Here is a 15801-nt window from a genome sequence, read left to right on the forward strand (position 1 = left end):
TTTGGCGACGGCTTTTTTAGCAACGGCTTTCTTGGCAGGTGCTTTTTTAGCTACGGCCTTTTTGGCAACGGCTTTCCTGGCTGGCGCTTTTTTAGCTACGGCCTTTTTGGCAACAGCTTTCTTGGCGGGCGCTTTTTTGGCAACTGCTTTTTTGGCAACGGCTTTCCTGGCTGGTGCTTTTTTAGCGACTGTCTTTTTAGCAACGGCTTTCTTGGCAGGTGCTTTTTTAGCTACGACCTTTTTGGCAACAGCTTTCTTGGCTGGTGCTTTTTTGGCAACTGCTTTTTTAGCGACTGCTTTTTTAGCAACGACTTTTTTAGCAACGACTTTTTTGGCAGGTGTTTTCTTCACAACTGCTTTCTTGGCAGGGGCCTTTTTGGCAACTGCTTTCTTGGCTGCAGGTTTGGCTGCAGCTTTCTTTACAGCTTTCTTGGCGGTAGTAGCCATGATATTGCTCCTTAGAAAGGGTCCTAATCACAAATTAAAAATACATCTACGTAGATATAATTCAAGACAAGCAACGAAAGAGCTTGGCTTAACTACCATTTGATATGTTCCCCACGCTGTGTGCGAAACATCTCAAATGGATCTGATGAAATGAATTCAAATTCCATCATAAGCGTAAGGGTAACGCATAACGTCGTATAACGAAAGAATTTCTTATTGATATTATTGGCTTAACTCAATTTATTTAGCTCTCGGGACGGTTGATCAGGTGTTTTGTATTCATCTGAAATTTTCATCTTGCACATGCGTGGTGATTTTTCAAATCGCAAATTTCGATTTCAACTGTGTTCTTGAATCGCAATTGAAAGTGCATGATCAGCTCGTATCGGATGGTGCATTGTCTTCATCCGATTTTTTAAAAATGCAGATAGTGTTTCGCAAAGCCAATGTTTACAACGCTTTGCGCCTCGCGCGTAAATTTCCAGAACGCATTGCGTGCGAACAGGCATTGTGGGCGCGGTATTCATGCTCGCTCAATTGTCCTGCTTCGACCCGGTTTGTGCGACTGTTTTCACGGTTGCCAGACATGGCCTTGGTCAAACAGCAAAAGCGTTTGATTGGTTACCGTGAGAGATTTTGTTAAAAACCAACATTTTCACAACAAGATGCGCGCACAAAAGAAAAAACGCTGCGAATGAAGCAGCGTTTTTTTCTTTCGGCATTACATCAACCTGCCGGATTTGCGGCGATCGTTAAACCTGGTCAAGCCGTTGCAGAACGAGATCGCGACCTAGAATGGCCAGAACCGCATCAATGGCAGGCGTCTGTTTTTGGCCCGTGACGGCAACGCGCAATGGGATACCAAGCTGTGGCATTTTCAAACCGTTGTCGGCCAGAAACTGTTTGACCAGTGCAGCCAGAGCAGGTGCATCCCATGAGTTGAGCGCGGCAGCTGCAGCGGCGAACTTCTTTAGCGTTGCGCGTGCGTCTTCGGTCAGCACGGTAGCGGCAAGTTGTGGGTCAGCCGGCTGATATGGGGCGCAAAAGAGCATCGCGTTATCGGCCAGCTGTTCAAGAGTCTCTGCCCGATCACGGAACAAATTCAAAATGGCTGCCAGATCCAGGCCTGCAGTGGTGCCACCGCGCGCGGCAATGCGCGGCGCAACATGGGCGACCAATGCGTCGTCGGCCAGTTCCCTGATGTAGTGCGCGTTTACCCAATTGAGTTTTTTAGGGTCCCATTGCGCGGCAGACTTGGACAGATTACGAGTGTCGAACCATTGCACGAACTGTTCGCGTGTGAACAGTTCCTGGTCGCCGTGACTCCATCCCAATCGGGCCAGATAGTTGATCATGGCTTCGGGCAAATAGCCCTGTGCATCATATTCCATGACGCTGACTGCGCCGTGGCGCTTGGACAGTTTCTGGCCATCGGGGCCAAGAATCATCGGCAGATGCCCATACTCGGGCACCGTTGCGCCCAGCGCTTTCAGAATATTGATCTGGCGGGGCGTGTTATTGACGTGGTCATCTCCGCGGATCACATGAGTGATTTGCATGTCGTGATCGTCTACCACCACACAGAAGTTGTAGGTCGGCGTGCCATCCGGGCGGGCGATGATCAGATCGTCTAGCTCGGCATTGTCGATTGAAATGGGGCCTTTGAGCATATCGTTCCAGGTCACCGCGCCTTCCTGCGGATTGCGGAACCTGACAACCGGCTTGCGTCCTTCCGGCACGGGTGGCAGAGTTTTGCCAGGCTCAGGTCGCCAGGTGCCGTCATATTTTGGCTTGCGCCCCTGCGCCTTGGCTGTCTCGCGCATATGCTCCACTTCTTGCGGGCTGCTGTAGCAGTAGTAGGCAGTACCTGCTTCCAGCATGGATGCCAGCACCTGCTTATAACGATCGATTCGCTGCATCTGGTAGAAGGGGCCTTCGTCTGCATCCAGTGACAGCCATTTCATGCCGTCCAGAATAGCCTGTACCGCTTCTGGTGTAGAGCGCTGCACGTCGGTATCTTCGACACGCAGAACGAATGTGCCGTTGTGATGGCGGGCAAAGGCCCAGGAAAACAGGGCGGTGCGTGCACCCCCCAGGTGAAGATAACCGGTAGGAGAGGGCGCGAACCGGGTGCGAACTGCTGTCGGGGCAGATTGGGACGTATTCATTGTGATTGCTCGGCAATTGGATAAATCAGAAGAGAGTCAGTTTAAAATGTTATGAATGACCAGAGCAAACGAATCAGCTGTTTATATAAAAAGATCTGGCCCGTTCAAATCATTCAACTCCAAGAGGATGTATGTTGCGTCACCGACTCGCGGCATTTTTTGAACCACGCTCGCTATGTGTCATCGCCGACACCGAGCTTGCCGTTTTCACACAGGTTCCCGCCTACCTGAAGGCAGCTACCGATCTGCTGCCGCTGCCTGAAGACTTGAGTTCGGCGCAGCAGCAACTGCAGCATTGGGAGATGACGCCTGGCCGTGATCTTGCTGTGGTATGTGTCCGGTCCGGACTGTTGGCTGCCGTTTTGCAGCAAATGGCGGTGGCGCCGCCGCGCGCCATTCTGTTGTTGCCTGGCCAGGTGGTTGACCAAGCCCCGCAGGACACCCGTGATTTGATCCAGGATTGGTGCACAGAGCATGGGGTCATGCTGCTGGGGCCGCGCGCCTTCGGCATTTATCGCCCGCATCTGAATCTGAACCTGAGTCTGGCGCAGATGCAGCCGCGCGCAGGCCGGATTGCCGTGATATCACAATCGCGAATGCTGTTGCGTTCGATTATCGACTGGGCCGAAGATGTCAACCTGGGATTGTCTGCTGCCGTATCGCTGGGAGAAGTGACCGATGTCGATCTGCCCGAACTGGTCGAGTATCTGGCAACTGATGCGCGCACCGACAGTATCGCGTTGTACCTGGACAAACTCACCTCGGGCAGGGAGCTGATCAGCGCTTTGCGCGCCGCATCCAGTGTGAAGCCGGTGATTGTATTGCGTGCCGGTCGTGCAGACCCGGAACTGTCCGGCAGCGACGTGGTGCTGGATGCCGCGCTCAGGCGCGCTGGCGCAATTCGCGTGAATTATTTTGTCGAGCTGTTTGCGGCAATCAAGGCCATGTCGTATGCCAGAAGGCCCCGCGGCGGCAAAATTGCCATGCTCGCCAATGGTCGCGCTTCGGCGCAATTGGTGCAGGATGCCATTCCCGCCGACAGTTCCATGTCCATGGCGCCTCTCACGCAGAGTACGGTCAAGTGCCTGAGTGAAATTTTTGGCGTCAGCACGCTAGTCGATAATCCGGTCATTCCGTATGTGCCCCTGACGCCCGAAGCGCTGATCGATGGCTTGCGGTGCCTGATAGCAGATAGCCAGGTCGATGCCGTCATGGTCATTCTGGCGCCAGACGAATTTTGCGATATGCAGCAAGTGGTCAAGGCGTTGGCCGCATTTGCACCTGGCGCACACAAGCCGATCGTGACCTGCCTGCTGGGAGAAGCCAAAATGCGCCCCCTGCGCCGGCTGCTTGATCAGGCGGGCATGCCTGCCTTTCGCACGCCCGAAACGGCGCTCAGTGCCGTTTTGTCGCTCACTTCGTACCACTATAACCAGCAACTGCTGCTGCAAACCCGTTATGTGCATTCTGGGCAGCGGCCGGCTGAACTTGAGCAGGCACGCGCGATTCTGGAGACGGCCAGCAGTGCGACTGCGAGCGAGCTTACCCGTGAACAATGCATTGGGCTGGTCGAATGCTTTCACCCGAACGTACGCTGGGAGCCTGACGAAGAAGATGAGCGATTCAGTACGCTGGATGATGTTCCCTCTGTCATGATCCGCGTTAGTCGCGATCCGATTTTCGGGCCGTGGATCTGGTTCGGAGAGGGCGGGCATATGGTTCGCTTTTCCGCCTCTGATCGGGGCGTGGATCTGCCGCCGCTGAACCTGAATCTGGCTGGCAAACTGATCGAGCGCAGTCGGGTCTGGCGCCAGGAACTGCAGTCTTATGTCGAGCCGCAAATTCTGCGCAGGTTGCAGGGGTTGCTGGAAACCATCAGCGAAATGGTCAGCGAGTTGCCCGCTATTGAGTCAATGGAGTTGGATCCGATCATCCTTGGCTATCGGGACCTGCATGTCCGCGAAATCCGCATCCGGGTGGCCAAGTCGCTGCCTGCGCAGATCCCGCAGAAAACCGGCTTCAGTCATATGGCGATTTATCCCTATCCAACGCACTTGGTGCAGGATCGTGTTTTTGCAGACGGCTCGCCCTGGGTGTTGCGACCCATCCGCCCCGAGGATGCCGATGCGTTGCAGGAGTTCATTCGCGGACTTTCCGAGAAATCACGCTATATGCGTTTTGTGTCCATGATGCGTGAACTCACGCCCAAGATGCTTACGCGCTACACGTATGTGGACTATCATCGTGAACTCGCCCTGGTGGCCACCACGCAAATTCCGAATCCTGCCAACCGCGGCTTACCACAAGAGATCATTATCGGGCTGGCGCATTACCTGCGCAATGCCGATGGTGTGGGTGCGGAATATGCCCTGGTCATCAGCGACCAATGGCAAAAACGCGGTCTCGGAAGCAGCCTGATGCAGGCGCTTATCATGGCTGCCCGCCAGCAGCAACTGAACTATCTCGAAGGCGTGGTGCTCTCGAGCAATCGACCCATGTTGCATCTGATGACTTCTCTGGGTTTCATCAACGAAGAAGATGCGGAAGATCCATCTATGCGCCGGGTCTGGTTGCCGCTGACCATGGCGGAACAGGCCTGACCCCAGCCTGGCCGCATGTTGTTGTGTAGATCTCGATTGCAGATACAAGCGGCAGTCTCGTCGGGCTGTGAACGGGAAGGCCATATATTGCCGGCGCTGGCAATTGACTGCATCAGTCATGACAATTGAAATGACACATGAGTCGGACAATGATGAACCAGAAATAGGGGTGCGCGCCGCTATGTATTACCAAATTGCCGTCAATAAAATTTATTGACGGCAATTTTTTTTCCTGCAGGAAAATGCGCGGCGGCCCGGGGCAGGCAAAAAATATTATTGCGTGATCTTTTGCAGAAATGCCGAGATATCGTTGATCTCATCCAGATTGACCGAGTGCGCCATGGGGTAGGTACGCCATTCGGTATTGCTGTAATTGTTTGCCAGCAGCCACTCGCGTGTTTGCTGGGCAAAGCTGATATCGACGACCGGGTCATAGGTGCCATGCGCGATGAAAATTGGCATGTCAAGATGTGCAGTGTTATGTTCAGCAACGCTTTTGTCCGCCATGGGCAGATAGCCCGACAGGCAGATCAGGCCAGCCAGTTTCTCTTGTGAGCGCAAGCCGGTTTGATAGGCCATCGCGCAGCCTTGGGAGAACCCGGCAAGAATAATGTTTTCAGTGGGCACGCCGCGTTCGTTTTCCCGTCTGATCAGCGCTTCAATGGCAGCCTGGGAAGTGCGCAGACCGGATTCGTCGACATCACGACTGACATTGCTCAGCGCGATGATGTCATACCACGCGCGCATCGGCATTTGGTTGTTAATGGTAACGGGACGCACCGGCGCATTCGGAAACACAAAACGGATGCGCCTGTCGGCGGGCAGGCGCAGTTCGGGAATGACCGGCACAAAATCATTGGCATCGGCGCCCAGCCCATGCATCCAGATGACAGAATGAGTGGGCGCAGCAGTCTTGTCGCTGCCGTGTTCGATTTGCACGCAGTCCAGTAATTGTTCCATTCGATTCATTCCTTGGTCAGCAAAAGCTTGATGGCCTGAAAAAGGGCCCGATAATGTTTGCGCTGTGTTTCGTGCCCGGCTGGAAGTGCTGCGTTCTGCTCGCGTTCGCGGCGTGCGCCGCGAATCAGGGCGCGCAGGGCCTGCGCATCGGCCTGGGGGTAGTCATTCAACAGGCGAGTCAGGGCTTCGTCTTCGTCAATCAAACGATCGCGCAGCGTTTCCATGCGGTGCATGTTTGCGGTCTGTTCACGCGAGCCGTGTTCCCATTCGTCCATTTTTTTTGCAATGGCGGCTGTATCGGCGGTGCGCAGCAGCTTGCCAACATAATGAATCTGCCTGCGCCGGCCTTCGCGCCCAGTGGTTTTTTGCGCCGTGCGAATGGCTTCAAGCGTTTTTTCGTCCAGATCCAGTTGCTTGACTTTTTCCATTGGCAACTCTACCACCTGCTTGCCCAATTCCAGTATGGCAAGCAATTCGCGCTTTACCTGGGATTTGCTGGGACGGTCATAAAGCGGTCCGTCATCGCTCTGATCTGCATTCTGCATACATCGCTGTCAATAAAATGGTTAATATGTCAGTATGATAACCGCCTAATGTGAAGCCGTCATAATGAATTCCCGATTGAATCCGAAAACCTCCATGCCCCATACCCAACCCGACTTTGAAGAACTTGTTCAACTGGCGCTGTCCCATGCCAAAAAACAGGGCGCCAGCGATGCCGCTGCCGAAGTGTCCGAATCAGGCGGTTTGTCTGTGTCGGTGCGCAAGGGCAATATTGAAACCGTTGAAAAAACACAGGACCGCTCGCTGGGCGTGACCGTCTACGCCGGCAACGCGCGTGGGTCGGCGTCGACCTCTGACCTGTCGGCCGCCGCGATCCGCGAAACGGTCCAGGCTGCCTGGAATATCGCCAAGTACACGGCAAACGATGAAGCTGCGGGTCTGCCCGACGAAGCGGATCTGGCTGTCGAGCAGCCCGATCTGGAGTTGCACCGCCCCTGGAGTATTTCATCGGAAGAGGCGGCCGAGCTGGCTATCGAAGCCGAAGCCGCTGCACTGGACTACAGCAAGCAGATTACCAATTCTGAAGGCGCTGGGGTCGATACCTATCAGGGTCGGTTCGTGCTGGCCAACTCGCGCGGGTTTATGGGAGGCTATCCTTACTCCCGCCACGGCATGTCGGTCACGGCTATTGCCGGTAAGGGCAACAATATGCACCGCGACTATTGGTATACCTCTGATCGCTACCCCGAGAGGCTGGCCAAAGGGACTGATATCGGGGTGTATGCCGCGCAGCGGGCCCTGTCGCGACTGTCGGCGCGGCGTATCGGCACCGGCAAATACCCGGTGCTGTTCGAAGCGCCGCTCGCGCTGGGCCTGCTTGGCGCACTGACGCAGGCCATCAGTGGCGGGGCGCTGTATCGCAAATCCACGTTTTTGCTCGATTCGCTGGGTAAGCAGGTCATGGCCGACCATCTGCAGATCAGTGAGAATCCATTCATCAAAGGTGCGCTGGGCAGTTCTGCCTTTGATGATGAAGGCGTCCAGACGCGTGCGCGCCAGTTGCTGACCGACGGCACACTCAATGGCTACCTGCTGTCAACCTATACGGCACGTAAACTGGGCATGCGCACCACCGGTAACGCCGGTGGCTCGCACAACCTGCTGCTGAGCTCTTCGCTGACCCGTCGCACCGATGATCTGCCGGCCATGCTCAAAAAAATGGGCACCGGCATCCTGGTGACCGAGCTGATCGGCCAGGGGGTGAACTATGTCACTGGCGACTATTCCCGGGGCGCTTTCGGCTACTGGGTGGAAAATGGCGAAATCCAGCATGCGATCACCGAATTTACGATTGCCGGCAATCTCAGGGATATATTCCTGAATATTGTCGGTGTCGGCAGCGATGTGATCACACGGGGTTCGAAAACCACAGGTTCGATCCTGATTGATTCAATGGCGATCGCCGGGCAGTAATCCGACCACAGGGAAAGTACTTAATCGGCTGTAACGCGCTATGTAAATGGGCATAGTGCGTGTATATTTAGCGGGTTAAATTTTTTTCCAAGAATAACGAAATACTTCGGAGTAGCCATTATGCAACGTCGTTCCTTCCTCAAAAAAGCAGGCTTGGGCGCTGTGGCCAGCACGGGCGTTATTGCCGTCCCGGTCATTGCCCAGGAAAATCCCGCGGTCAAATGGCGCATGGCGTCCAGCTTTCCTCGCAGCCTGGTCGCGCTGTTCGGTTCCGCTGACCGTTTTACAAAATACGTCAAAGAAGCCACAGACGGCAATTTGCAGATTGATTTGTTTCCAGCAGGCGAAATTGTGCCGGCCTTGCAGGTGTTGGACGCCGTGTCCAATGGCACTATCCAGGCCGGGCACACTTGTGGCTATTACTATTTAGGCAAAAATCCGTCATTTTGTTTCGATACGGCGGTCCCCTTTGGCCTGAATGCCCGTCAGTTGAATGCCTGGATGCTCGAGGGCAACGGCAAAAAACTGATGCGCGATCTGTTTGGCAAGGCCAATATCGTCAACTACCCCCTGGGCAATACCGGCACGCAAATGGGCGGCTGGTTCCGCAAGGAAATTAAGTCTCTGGATGACCTCAAGGGACTGAAAATGCGTACTGCCGGCCTGGCGGGCGAAGTGCTGGCCAAGCTGGGTGTCGTTCCCCAACAAATTGCCGGTGGCGATATCTATCCGTCGCTGGAAAAAGGCACGCTGGATGCCGTTGAATTTGTCGGTCCGCTGGACGATGAAAAACTCGGCTTTAACAAAGTGGCCAAATATTACTACTATCCGGGGTTCTGGGAAGGTGGCGCGCAGGTCTCGGCCTATTTCAACAAAGATGCCTTTGAAAAGCTTCCCAAGCACTATCAGGCGATTCTGGAGTCTACCGTGATTCGGGCTCACACCGAAATGATGGCCATGTACGATTCCATGAACCCGGGCGCATTGCGTCGCCTGATCGCCAATGGCGCCGTGCTCAAGGAGTTCCCGAAAGAAATGATGGACGCTTCTTTCAAGGCCACGGCTGAAATTTACAAGAAATATTCGGATAAGGACGAGACCTTCAAGGCCATCCTGACCGACTACATGGCCTATCGTGACGATTTGATCCCCTGGTTTAACGTCGTCGAAGGCTCCTATACTCGCTACGTCGCGCATGCCATATCGCAGGCGCGCAAGTAAGTTGGTGTCATCGCCCTGCGGCTGTTGCAGGGAGTAAGCAGCAAATCGAGCCATGTTCTCGCTATAAGAGGGCATGGCTTTATTTATGATGCCGGTTCTGTCTTACTTGCCTTGGGTTGCTTGCGCTGGTTGCTCACAAAGGCTATTTTCGGGCTACTTCCAGGGATTGCTTCCAGATACTTTGCTCGGCATCACTTGCGCTGGGGTATTAGGGCGGATTGGCGCAGGGCAGACAAGGGCAAAACGGGCGTCCCTTGGCGACTGTCGCAGCCAGGAGACAAATCCCGAAAAAAACCGGCACGACAGGGCGTCGTTACCTCTATTTCATTGTTTTATTTGAAAAAAAGTTTTTTGCATGTTAATATCACGGGCTTATCTGTGTTTTTGCACTGTCGCAGGGTAATTTACAGTCATTGTATCTTTTGGTGCGTTGCTGCTTATTTCCCTTGTTTATAACGTTCAGGCGAATCAGGTAACCCGTCGGATTACGATCGCCGGCGCCACCTTTATCCGTTTTACGGGTGTTAAACCGTGTGCCCCCGGTAGTGATCCGCTTCAAACTCAAAATTTAGGAATACATCATGAAGACCTTTGTGGCCAAGCCCCATGAAGTCAAACGTGACTGGTATGTTATTGATGCAAAAGGCAAAGTCCTTGGTCGTGTAGCCAGCGAAGTTGCACGCCGTTTGCGCGGTAAACATAAACCGGAATTTACCCCTCACGTTGACACCGGCGATTACATCGTCATTATTAACGCAGCTGATATCGTTGTAACAGGCGCCAAATCGGAAGACAAAAAATACTTCCGTCACTCTGGCTATCCTGGCGGCATCTACGAAACAAACTTTCGGAAAATGCAAGAGCGTTTCCCCGGTCGTGCGATTGAAAAAGCCGTTAAGGGCATGCTGCCAAAAGGCCCCCTGGGTTACGCCATGATCAAGAAGCTCAAGGTGTACGCGGGTGCCGAGCATCCTCATACTGCCCAGCAGCCTAAAACGCTGGAATTCAAAGGATAAATCATGATCGGTAATTGGAATTATGGAACGGGCCGTCGTAAAACGTCAGTTGCCCGTGTGTTTCTGAAAAAAGGTACAGGTAATATTGTTGTCAACGGTAAACCTGTTGACCAGTATTTTGCTCGTGAAACAGGTCGCATGGTTGTTCGCCAGCCCCTGGTGCTCACAGAGATGGTTGAATCTTTTGATTTTCACATCAACGTACACGGTGGCGGCGAAAGCGGCCAGGCTGGTGCGGTGCGTCACGGTATTACCCGTGCGCTCATGGACTATGATGCTACACTCAAGCCCGCGCTGTCAAAAGCCGGCTTTGTAACACGTGACGCCCGTGAAGTTGAACGTAAGAAAGTGGGTTTCCACAAGGCGCGTCGTCGGAAGCAGTTCAGCAAACGCTAATTTGTTTCGCTACATGTCGAAAAGGCCGCTTTTGCGGCCTTTTTCTTTTGGATTCTTTATAATAGTTTTTCTGCGCTTAATCATTCAATGGATACAAACACAATGGCTTCTTCCTCTTCAACTGTCAAAGTTGGTATTGTTGGTGGTACAGGTTACACCGGAGTAGAGCTGTTGCGTCTGCTGTCCGCTCATCCGAATGTCCGGTTGCACGCCATCACCTCGCGCAAAGAGGAAGGCATGCCGGTTTCGGCCATGTTTCCCAATCTGCGTGGTCATGTTGATCTGGCTTTTTCAACGCCTGAAAACGCTGCGTTGACCGAATGTGATGTGGTGTTTTTTGCGACGCCCCACGGTGTGGCCATGGCGCAGGCGCGTGAACTTATGGATGCCGGCGTCAAGGTCATTGATCTGGCTGCAGATTTTCGCCTGCAAGATACGGCTGTATTTGAAAAATGGTACAAAATGCCGCACAGCTGTCCTGATATTCTGAAGCAGAGTGCTTACGGGCTGGTTGAATTGAATCGGGACAATATTACCGGTGCGCAAGTCATTGGCAATCCGGGTTGCTATCCCACTACGGTCATTCTGGGTCTGGCGCCGCTGCTGGAGAAAAAACTGGTGCATACCGGCAATATTATTGCCGATTGCAAATCAGGTGTCTCGGGCGCCGGGCGCAAGGCTGAAGTGAGCACCCTGTTTTCCGAAGCGGGCGACAACTTCAAGGCATACGGCGTAGCCGGACACAGACATCACCCGGAAATTACCGAGCAACTCACTGCGCTGGCAGGCGAAGCGGTCAAACTTACCTTCGTTCCTCATCTGGTTCCCATGATTCGCGGTATGCTGTCCACCATTTATGTCACCATCAAGGATGACGCACTGGATACGGATTTCCAGGCGCTGTACGAGTCTCGCTACGCCAACGAGCGGTTCGTGGACGTGATGCCGGCAGGCAGCCAGCCCGAAACCAGATCGGTACGGGCTTCAAACACCTTGCGAATTGCCGTGAGTCGCCCAGATAATGGCAATCAGCTCATTATCATTGTGGTTCAGGACAATCTGGTCAAGGGTGCCGCTGGTCAGGCCGTACAGAACATGAATCTGCTTTTCGGGCTGCCTGAACAGGCAGGTCTGGGCGGCGTAGCCATTCTTCCCTGATCTGACGGATATGTCCATGATCGCGCGCGGCTTTCTGTTTCTGGTTGGTGTCTCTTTGGGGGGCAGTGCTGCGTATTATTACACGCATAATATGATGCAGCGTGAAATGTTCAGTCAGAGGACCCAGTTGTCCGAGCAATTGTCTCATGCGCTGATGCAGGAGAAAATCAAGCTGACGGAGCTGCAAAGTCGCCTGGATATTTCCGAGACGCAGATGACCATGGATCGGGCGACGATCGCGGAGTACGAAAGTCAGGTCAAAAAATTGCAGGATGACCTGTCGCGCACCTCCGCGCAGCTGTCCTTTTATGATGAGCTGGTGCCGGCCGGCCCTCAGGGCGCGATCAGTGTGCGCGGCTTCGATGCGGTCGTGGAAGGACGCCGTGTCCGCTTCAAGGTGCTGGTGTCCCGGCAGGCCCAGGCCGGTACGGTATTTAAGGGTGAGCTCAAATTTACGGCGACCGGCACCTTAAAGGGTGAGGCGGCCACTGTAGATCTGATTCCGGACACAGTTGAGCACGCCAGTACGGGTTCGGACAGCATTCCAGCCGTTACCGACTTGAAAATACAAGCCCCGGCCCCAATATTAAAGCTGGATTTTGAAACTATTCAGCGAATCCAGGGTCTATTGATGTTTCCAGAGGGCTTTGTGCCCAAAAAAATCACCATGCGCGTACTTGAGGGAAAGACGGTGCGTGCGTCGCGCACCGCCGAACTGTCTCCCTGATATTGCGCCATATGGTAAAATGAATTTCTGCTAACGGTGGCTGTATCCCACCAGGAGTCTAAAAATGAGTACTGTTCTCGAATCTGTCGATCTGCAAGCCCCTCCCACCCCGTTGCTTTTTACCGAAGCGGCAGCCACAAAGGTCAAGGACCTGCTTATCGAAGAAGGCAACCCCGAGCTCAAACTGCGCGTGTTCGTGCAGGGCGGCGGCTGTTCCGGCTTCCAGTATGGCTTCACGTTTGACGAAGTGATAAACGAAGACGATACCACGATCGACAAAAGCGGCGTGCAACTGCTGGTTGATCCAATGAGCTTTCAGTATCTGGTTGGTGCCGAGATCGATTACAAGGAAGATATCGAGGGCTCACAATTTGTGATCCGTAACCCGAACGCGACCACAACCTGCGGCTGCGGCTCTTCGTTTTCGGTTTAAACGCGAATATACGATTGCGCGGTGTTCGCAAGAGGAATGCCTAAAAAATATCCCTTAAAGGCATGGCCAAGAGGAATATCCAAAAGGTGTCTCCTTGCACTGCGCCCGTCAGACAAATCCGGCTCCCTTTTTTTTGGGGCGCCGGATTTTTTATTGGCCTGTCGCCTGGGGTTGGCTCGCGTCTAAGCCGGGTACAGGCAGCCCAGTATGGTTTTTCTGCGGGCGCCGGTCACCGATGGCGTGCCGGCAGAGTGACCGGACAAAAAGGCATGGGCCAGCCAGGCAAAGGCCAGCGCCTCCATAGACTGCGAGGCAATGCCATGGGCATCGCTGGTACTCAGTTGCACGCCGGGCAGGCGGGACTGCAGATCCTCAAGCAGGGCCCGGTTACCGGTTCCGCCTCCGCACACAATCAGTGTCTGGCTGTCGGCGGCATGGCGGCCAATGGCCTGGGCTACGGTTTCTGCCGTAAAGGCCCGCAATGTCGCCTGCACATCCTGCGGCGCAATTGCCTCAAACCCGGCAAGCCGCGTTTGTAGCCAGGTGTGGTTGAAAAGATCGCGCCCTGTGGATTTGGGTGGTGGCAATGCCAGCCAGGGTTCGCCTTCAATGAGGGCGTCAAGAAGGGGTTGGTGCACGGTGCCGCCGGCCGACCACGCGCCGTCCTTGTCGTATGATTCGCCGGTATGGGCCAAACACCACATATCCAGCAACACATTGGCCGGTCCGGTATCAAAGCCGGTCACATCCTGGCTCGAACGCAAGATGCTGATATTTGCAATACCGCCCAGGTTCAGGACCGTTACTGTCTGCTCGCTGGCAAACATCGCCTCGTGAAAGGCCGGCACCAGGGGCGCGCCCTGACCGCCGGCAGCGACATCGCGGCTGCGAAAATCGGCCACGACTGCAATACCGGTGTTTTCTGCCAGACGGGCCGGGGCATTGAGCTGAATGGTGAAACCCAGTTCGGGGCGATGCCTGACGGTTTGTCCGTGAGCGCCAATTGCAGCGATCCGGCTGGCGGGCAGATTCGCCTGCGCCAGCAAATCGTCCACCACCTGGGCATACAAGTCGGCCAATTGGCAACTGGCAAGGCCGGCACGTTCCAGCTCGTTGTTGCCGGCACGATTTAAGTCCAGCAATTGCGCTCTGAGTGCAGTCGGCATGGGTCGCGAGGCAGATGCCACGATTTGCGGACGGTCAGTGCCGGAAAAGGCGGCCAGCACGCCGTCGGCGCCATCGGTGCTGGTGCCGGACATCAAGCCGATCAAATAGCGGGGTTCCTGTGCTTGAGTCATGAGCATCTGCCTGGCCGAAAAGGGTATAATTTAACATTGAAATATGCGCAAAAGGGCGTTTATCGGCTTGGTTTTGTTGCCAATGTCCTTCTTTTACCCATCTGCCCGCGCCCAGGAATCAGAAATTTATGTCAACACCCGAATCACCCCTTAGTCCGGAAGTGGAAAACGACCTGCAAACAGCGCTGCGTGGCTGCGACGAGTTGCTGGTTCAGTCTGAATTTGCCGTCAAGCTGCAAAACAGTCGTAACACAGGTACGCCGCTGCGTATCAAGCTAGGCCTGGATCCCACCGCTCCCGATATTCACTTGGGGCACACCGTGGTGCTCAATAAAATGCGCCAGCTTCAGGATATGGGGCACAACGTTATCTTTCTGATTGGCGACTTCACCTCCATGATCGGCGATCCCAGCGGGCGCAATGCGACCCGTCCGCCTCTCACGCGCGAGCAGATCGAAGTCAACGCCAAAACCTATTATGAGCAGGCCAGCAAGGTGCTGGACCCGTCGCGTACCGAAGTGCGCTACAACTCCGAGTGGTGCGATCCGCTGGGTGCGCGCGGCATGATTCAGCTGGCTTCCCGCTACACGGTTGCCCGGATGATGGAACGCGATGACTTCACCAAGCGCTTCAAGGGCGGTATTCCCATTTCCGTCCATGAATTTCTGTACCCGCTTATGCAGGGCTATGACTCGGTCGCGCTCAAGGCAGATCTGGAGCTGGGCGGAACAGACCAGAAGTTCAATCTGTTGGTGGGGCGTGAGTTGCAAAAGGAATATGGCCAGCCAGCCCAATGTATTCTGACAATGCCTTTGCTCGAAGGCCTGGACGGTGTCGAAAAAATGTCCAAGTCCAAGCATAATTACATCGGTATTACGGAAACGCCCGACTCCATGTTCGGCAAGCTTATGTCCATCTCCGATACATTAATGTGGCGTTATTATGAATTACTTTCATTTAAGTCGCTGCAGGACATTGCTACACTTGCCCAACAGGTCAAAGAGGGCAGAAACCCGCGCGATGTGAAGGTGGAACTGGCGCAGGAAATCATTACGCGTTTTCACTCCGCAGCGCAGGCCAGCAATGCGCTGGCCAACTTCGAGGCGCGTTTTCGCGATGGCGTCATTCCGGAAGAAATGCCCGAAATCAATCTCGGCCCGGGCCCGCTTGGTATTCTGCGGATCCTGAAGGAGGCCGGTCTGGCCAGTTCCGGCACCGAGGCCGGGCGCAATGTACAGCAGGGTGGGGTGCGGGTCGACTCCCAGCGTGTGGAAGACAAGAATCTGCAGCTGGAGGCCGGCACCTATGTGGTCCAGGTAGGCAAACGCAAGTTTGCCCGGGTCACCGTCAGCGCCTGACGCGAAGCCATGTCTGCCCGCCCTGTGAGCGTGGCAGATTGC

Annotated in this window: 14 protein-coding genes; 9 read left to right on the top strand and 5 right to left on the bottom strand. The window is 54.5% G+C overall.

The window, feature by feature from the left end; genetic code table 11:
* Positions 1-447, bottom strand: a 447-nt coding sequence (locus INT32_RS04630; protein WP_193087575.1) for a histone H1-like repetitive region-containing protein, incomplete at its 3' end; no start/stop codon positions are given.
* A gap of 752 nt (positions 448-1199) precedes the next feature.
* A complete protein-coding gene (gene gltX / locus INT32_RS04635) occupies positions 1200-2615 on the bottom strand; it encodes a glutamate--tRNA ligase (RefSeq protein ID WP_193087576.1) in 1416 nt (471 codons plus the stop codon).
* 131 nt (positions 2616-2746) lie between these two features.
* Here gltX and INT32_RS04640 point away from each other — a divergent pair, with 131 nt between their 5' ends.
* Positions 2747-5215 (top strand): GNAT family N-acetyltransferase, encoded by a 2469-nt coding sequence (locus INT32_RS04640; RefSeq protein WP_193087577.1) that lies wholly within the window; start codon positions 2747-2749, stop codon positions 5213-5215.
* A 273-nt stretch (positions 5216-5488) separates the two neighbouring features.
* Here the strand turns inward: INT32_RS04640 and INT32_RS04645 are convergent, their stop codons facing one another.
* Both INT32_RS04645 and yjgA read right to left on the bottom strand, forming a co-directional pair.
* On the bottom strand, positions 5489-6184 hold the full coding sequence (locus INT32_RS04645; protein ID WP_370540172.1) for an alpha/beta hydrolase: 696 nt from the start codon (positions 6182-6184) through the stop codon (positions 5489-5491).
* The gene (yjgA, locus tag INT32_RS04650) at positions 6181-6720 is read right to left on the bottom strand and encodes a ribosome biogenesis factor YjgA (protein ID WP_193087579.1); all 540 of its coding nucleotides are present in this window, start codon (positions 6718-6720) and stop codon (positions 6181-6183) included. The genes INT32_RS04645 and yjgA overlap by 4 nt, the downstream gene beginning before the upstream one ends.
* A gap of 64 nt (positions 6721-6784) precedes the next feature.
* Between yjgA and pmbA the strand changes: the two genes are divergently transcribed.
* The 7 genes from pmbA to erpA all read left to right on the top strand — a co-directional run bounded on the left by pmbA (position 6785) and on the right by erpA (position 13103).
* On the top strand, positions 6785-8152 hold the full coding sequence (gene pmbA, locus INT32_RS04655) for a metalloprotease PmbA (RefSeq protein ID WP_226816527.1): 1368 nt from the start codon (positions 6785-6787) through the stop codon (positions 8150-8152).
* 120 nt (positions 8153-8272) lie between these two features.
* Positions 8273-9373, top strand: coding sequence for a TRAP transporter substrate-binding protein (locus INT32_RS04660; protein WP_193087580.1), 1101 nt, complete (start codon positions 8273-8275; stop codon positions 9371-9373).
* Between the two features lie 581 nt (positions 9374-9954).
* Positions 9955-10389, top strand: a complete 435-nt coding sequence (gene rplM, locus INT32_RS04665) for a 50S ribosomal protein L13 (RefSeq protein ID WP_193087581.1) — start codon at positions 9955-9957, stop codon at positions 10387-10389.
* A gap of 3 nt (positions 10390-10392) precedes the next feature.
* On the top strand, positions 10393-10785 hold the full coding sequence (gene rpsI, locus INT32_RS04670; RefSeq protein WP_193087582.1) for a 30S ribosomal protein S9: 393 nt from the start codon (positions 10393-10395) through the stop codon (positions 10783-10785).
* Between the two features lie 102 nt (positions 10786-10887).
* Positions 10888-11943, top strand: a complete 1056-nt coding sequence (argC, locus tag INT32_RS04675; RefSeq protein ID WP_193087583.1) for an N-acetyl-gamma-glutamyl-phosphate reductase — start codon at positions 10888-10890, stop codon at positions 11941-11943.
* Positions 11944-11959: 16 nt separating this feature from the next.
* Entirely contained in the window at positions 11960-12670 is a 711-nt protein-coding gene (locus INT32_RS04680) for a DUF6776 family protein (protein ID WP_193087584.1), read from the top strand.
* A gap of 64 nt (positions 12671-12734) precedes the next feature.
* Positions 12735-13103: an iron-sulfur cluster insertion protein ErpA gene (erpA, locus tag INT32_RS04685; RefSeq protein ID WP_100695285.1), complete on the top strand. Its 369-nt coding sequence runs from the start codon at positions 12735-12737 to the stop codon at positions 13101-13103.
* A gap of 182 nt (positions 13104-13285) precedes the next feature.
* On the opposite strand, the gene INT32_RS04690 is transcribed toward erpA, so the two are convergent.
* The gene (locus INT32_RS04690) at positions 13286-14401 is read right to left on the bottom strand and encodes an anhydro-N-acetylmuramic acid kinase (protein WP_193087585.1); all 1116 of its coding nucleotides are present in this window, start codon (positions 14399-14401) and stop codon (positions 13286-13288) included.
* Positions 14402-14529: 128 nt separating this feature from the next.
* Between INT32_RS04690 and tyrS the strand changes: the two genes are divergently transcribed.
* On the top strand, positions 14530-15759 hold the full coding sequence (tyrS, locus tag INT32_RS04695; RefSeq protein WP_193087586.1) for a tyrosine--tRNA ligase: 1230 nt from the start codon (positions 14530-14532) through the stop codon (positions 15757-15759).
* The last annotated feature ends 42 nt before the right edge of the window (positions 15760-15801 follow it).

Origin of the sequence: Advenella sp. FME57, from assembly GCF_014897675.1 — a bacterium.
In the GTDB taxonomy this organism is placed as follows: domain Bacteria; phylum Pseudomonadota; class Gammaproteobacteria; order Burkholderiales; family Burkholderiaceae_B; genus Advenella.

Bases quoted from the DNA above. Each gene is read 5' to 3' on its own strand.
- gltX (WP_193087576.1), bottom strand. From the start codon at position 2,615: ATGAATACGTCCCAATCTGCCCCGACAGCAGTTCGCACCCGGTTCGCG.
- INT32_RS04640 (WP_193087577.1), top strand. From the start codon at position 2,747: ATGTTGCGTCACCGACTCGCGGCATTTTTTGAACCACGCTCGCTATGT.
- INT32_RS04645 (WP_370540172.1), bottom strand. From the start codon at position 6,184: ATGAATCGAATGGAACAATTACTGGACTGCGTGCAAATCGAACACGGC.
- yjgA (WP_193087579.1), bottom strand. From the start codon at position 6,720: ATGCAGAATGCAGATCAGAGCGATGACGGACCGCTTTATGACCGTCCC.
- pmbA (WP_226816527.1), top strand. From the start codon at position 6,785: ATGAATTCCCGATTGAATCCGAAAACCTCCATGCCCCATACCCAACCC.
- INT32_RS04660 (WP_193087580.1), top strand. From the start codon at position 8,273: ATGCAACGTCGTTCCTTCCTCAAAAAAGCAGGCTTGGGCGCTGTGGCC.
- rplM (WP_193087581.1), top strand. From the start codon at position 9,955: ATGAAGACCTTTGTGGCCAAGCCCCATGAAGTCAAACGTGACTGGTAT.
- rpsI (WP_193087582.1), top strand. From the start codon at position 10,393: ATGATCGGTAATTGGAATTATGGAACGGGCCGTCGTAAAACGTCAGTT.
- argC (WP_193087583.1), top strand. From the start codon at position 10,888: ATGGCTTCTTCCTCTTCAACTGTCAAAGTTGGTATTGTTGGTGGTACA.
- INT32_RS04680 (WP_193087584.1), top strand. From the start codon at position 11,960: ATGATCGCGCGCGGCTTTCTGTTTCTGGTTGGTGTCTCTTTGGGGGGC.
- erpA (WP_100695285.1), top strand. From the start codon at position 12,735: ATGAGTACTGTTCTCGAATCTGTCGATCTGCAAGCCCCTCCCACCCCG.
- INT32_RS04690 (WP_193087585.1), bottom strand. From the start codon at position 14,401: ATGACTCAAGCACAGGAACCCCGCTATTTGATCGGCTTGATGTCCGGC.
- tyrS (WP_193087586.1), top strand. From the start codon at position 14,530: ATGTCAACACCCGAATCACCCCTTAGTCCGGAAGTGGAAAACGACCTG.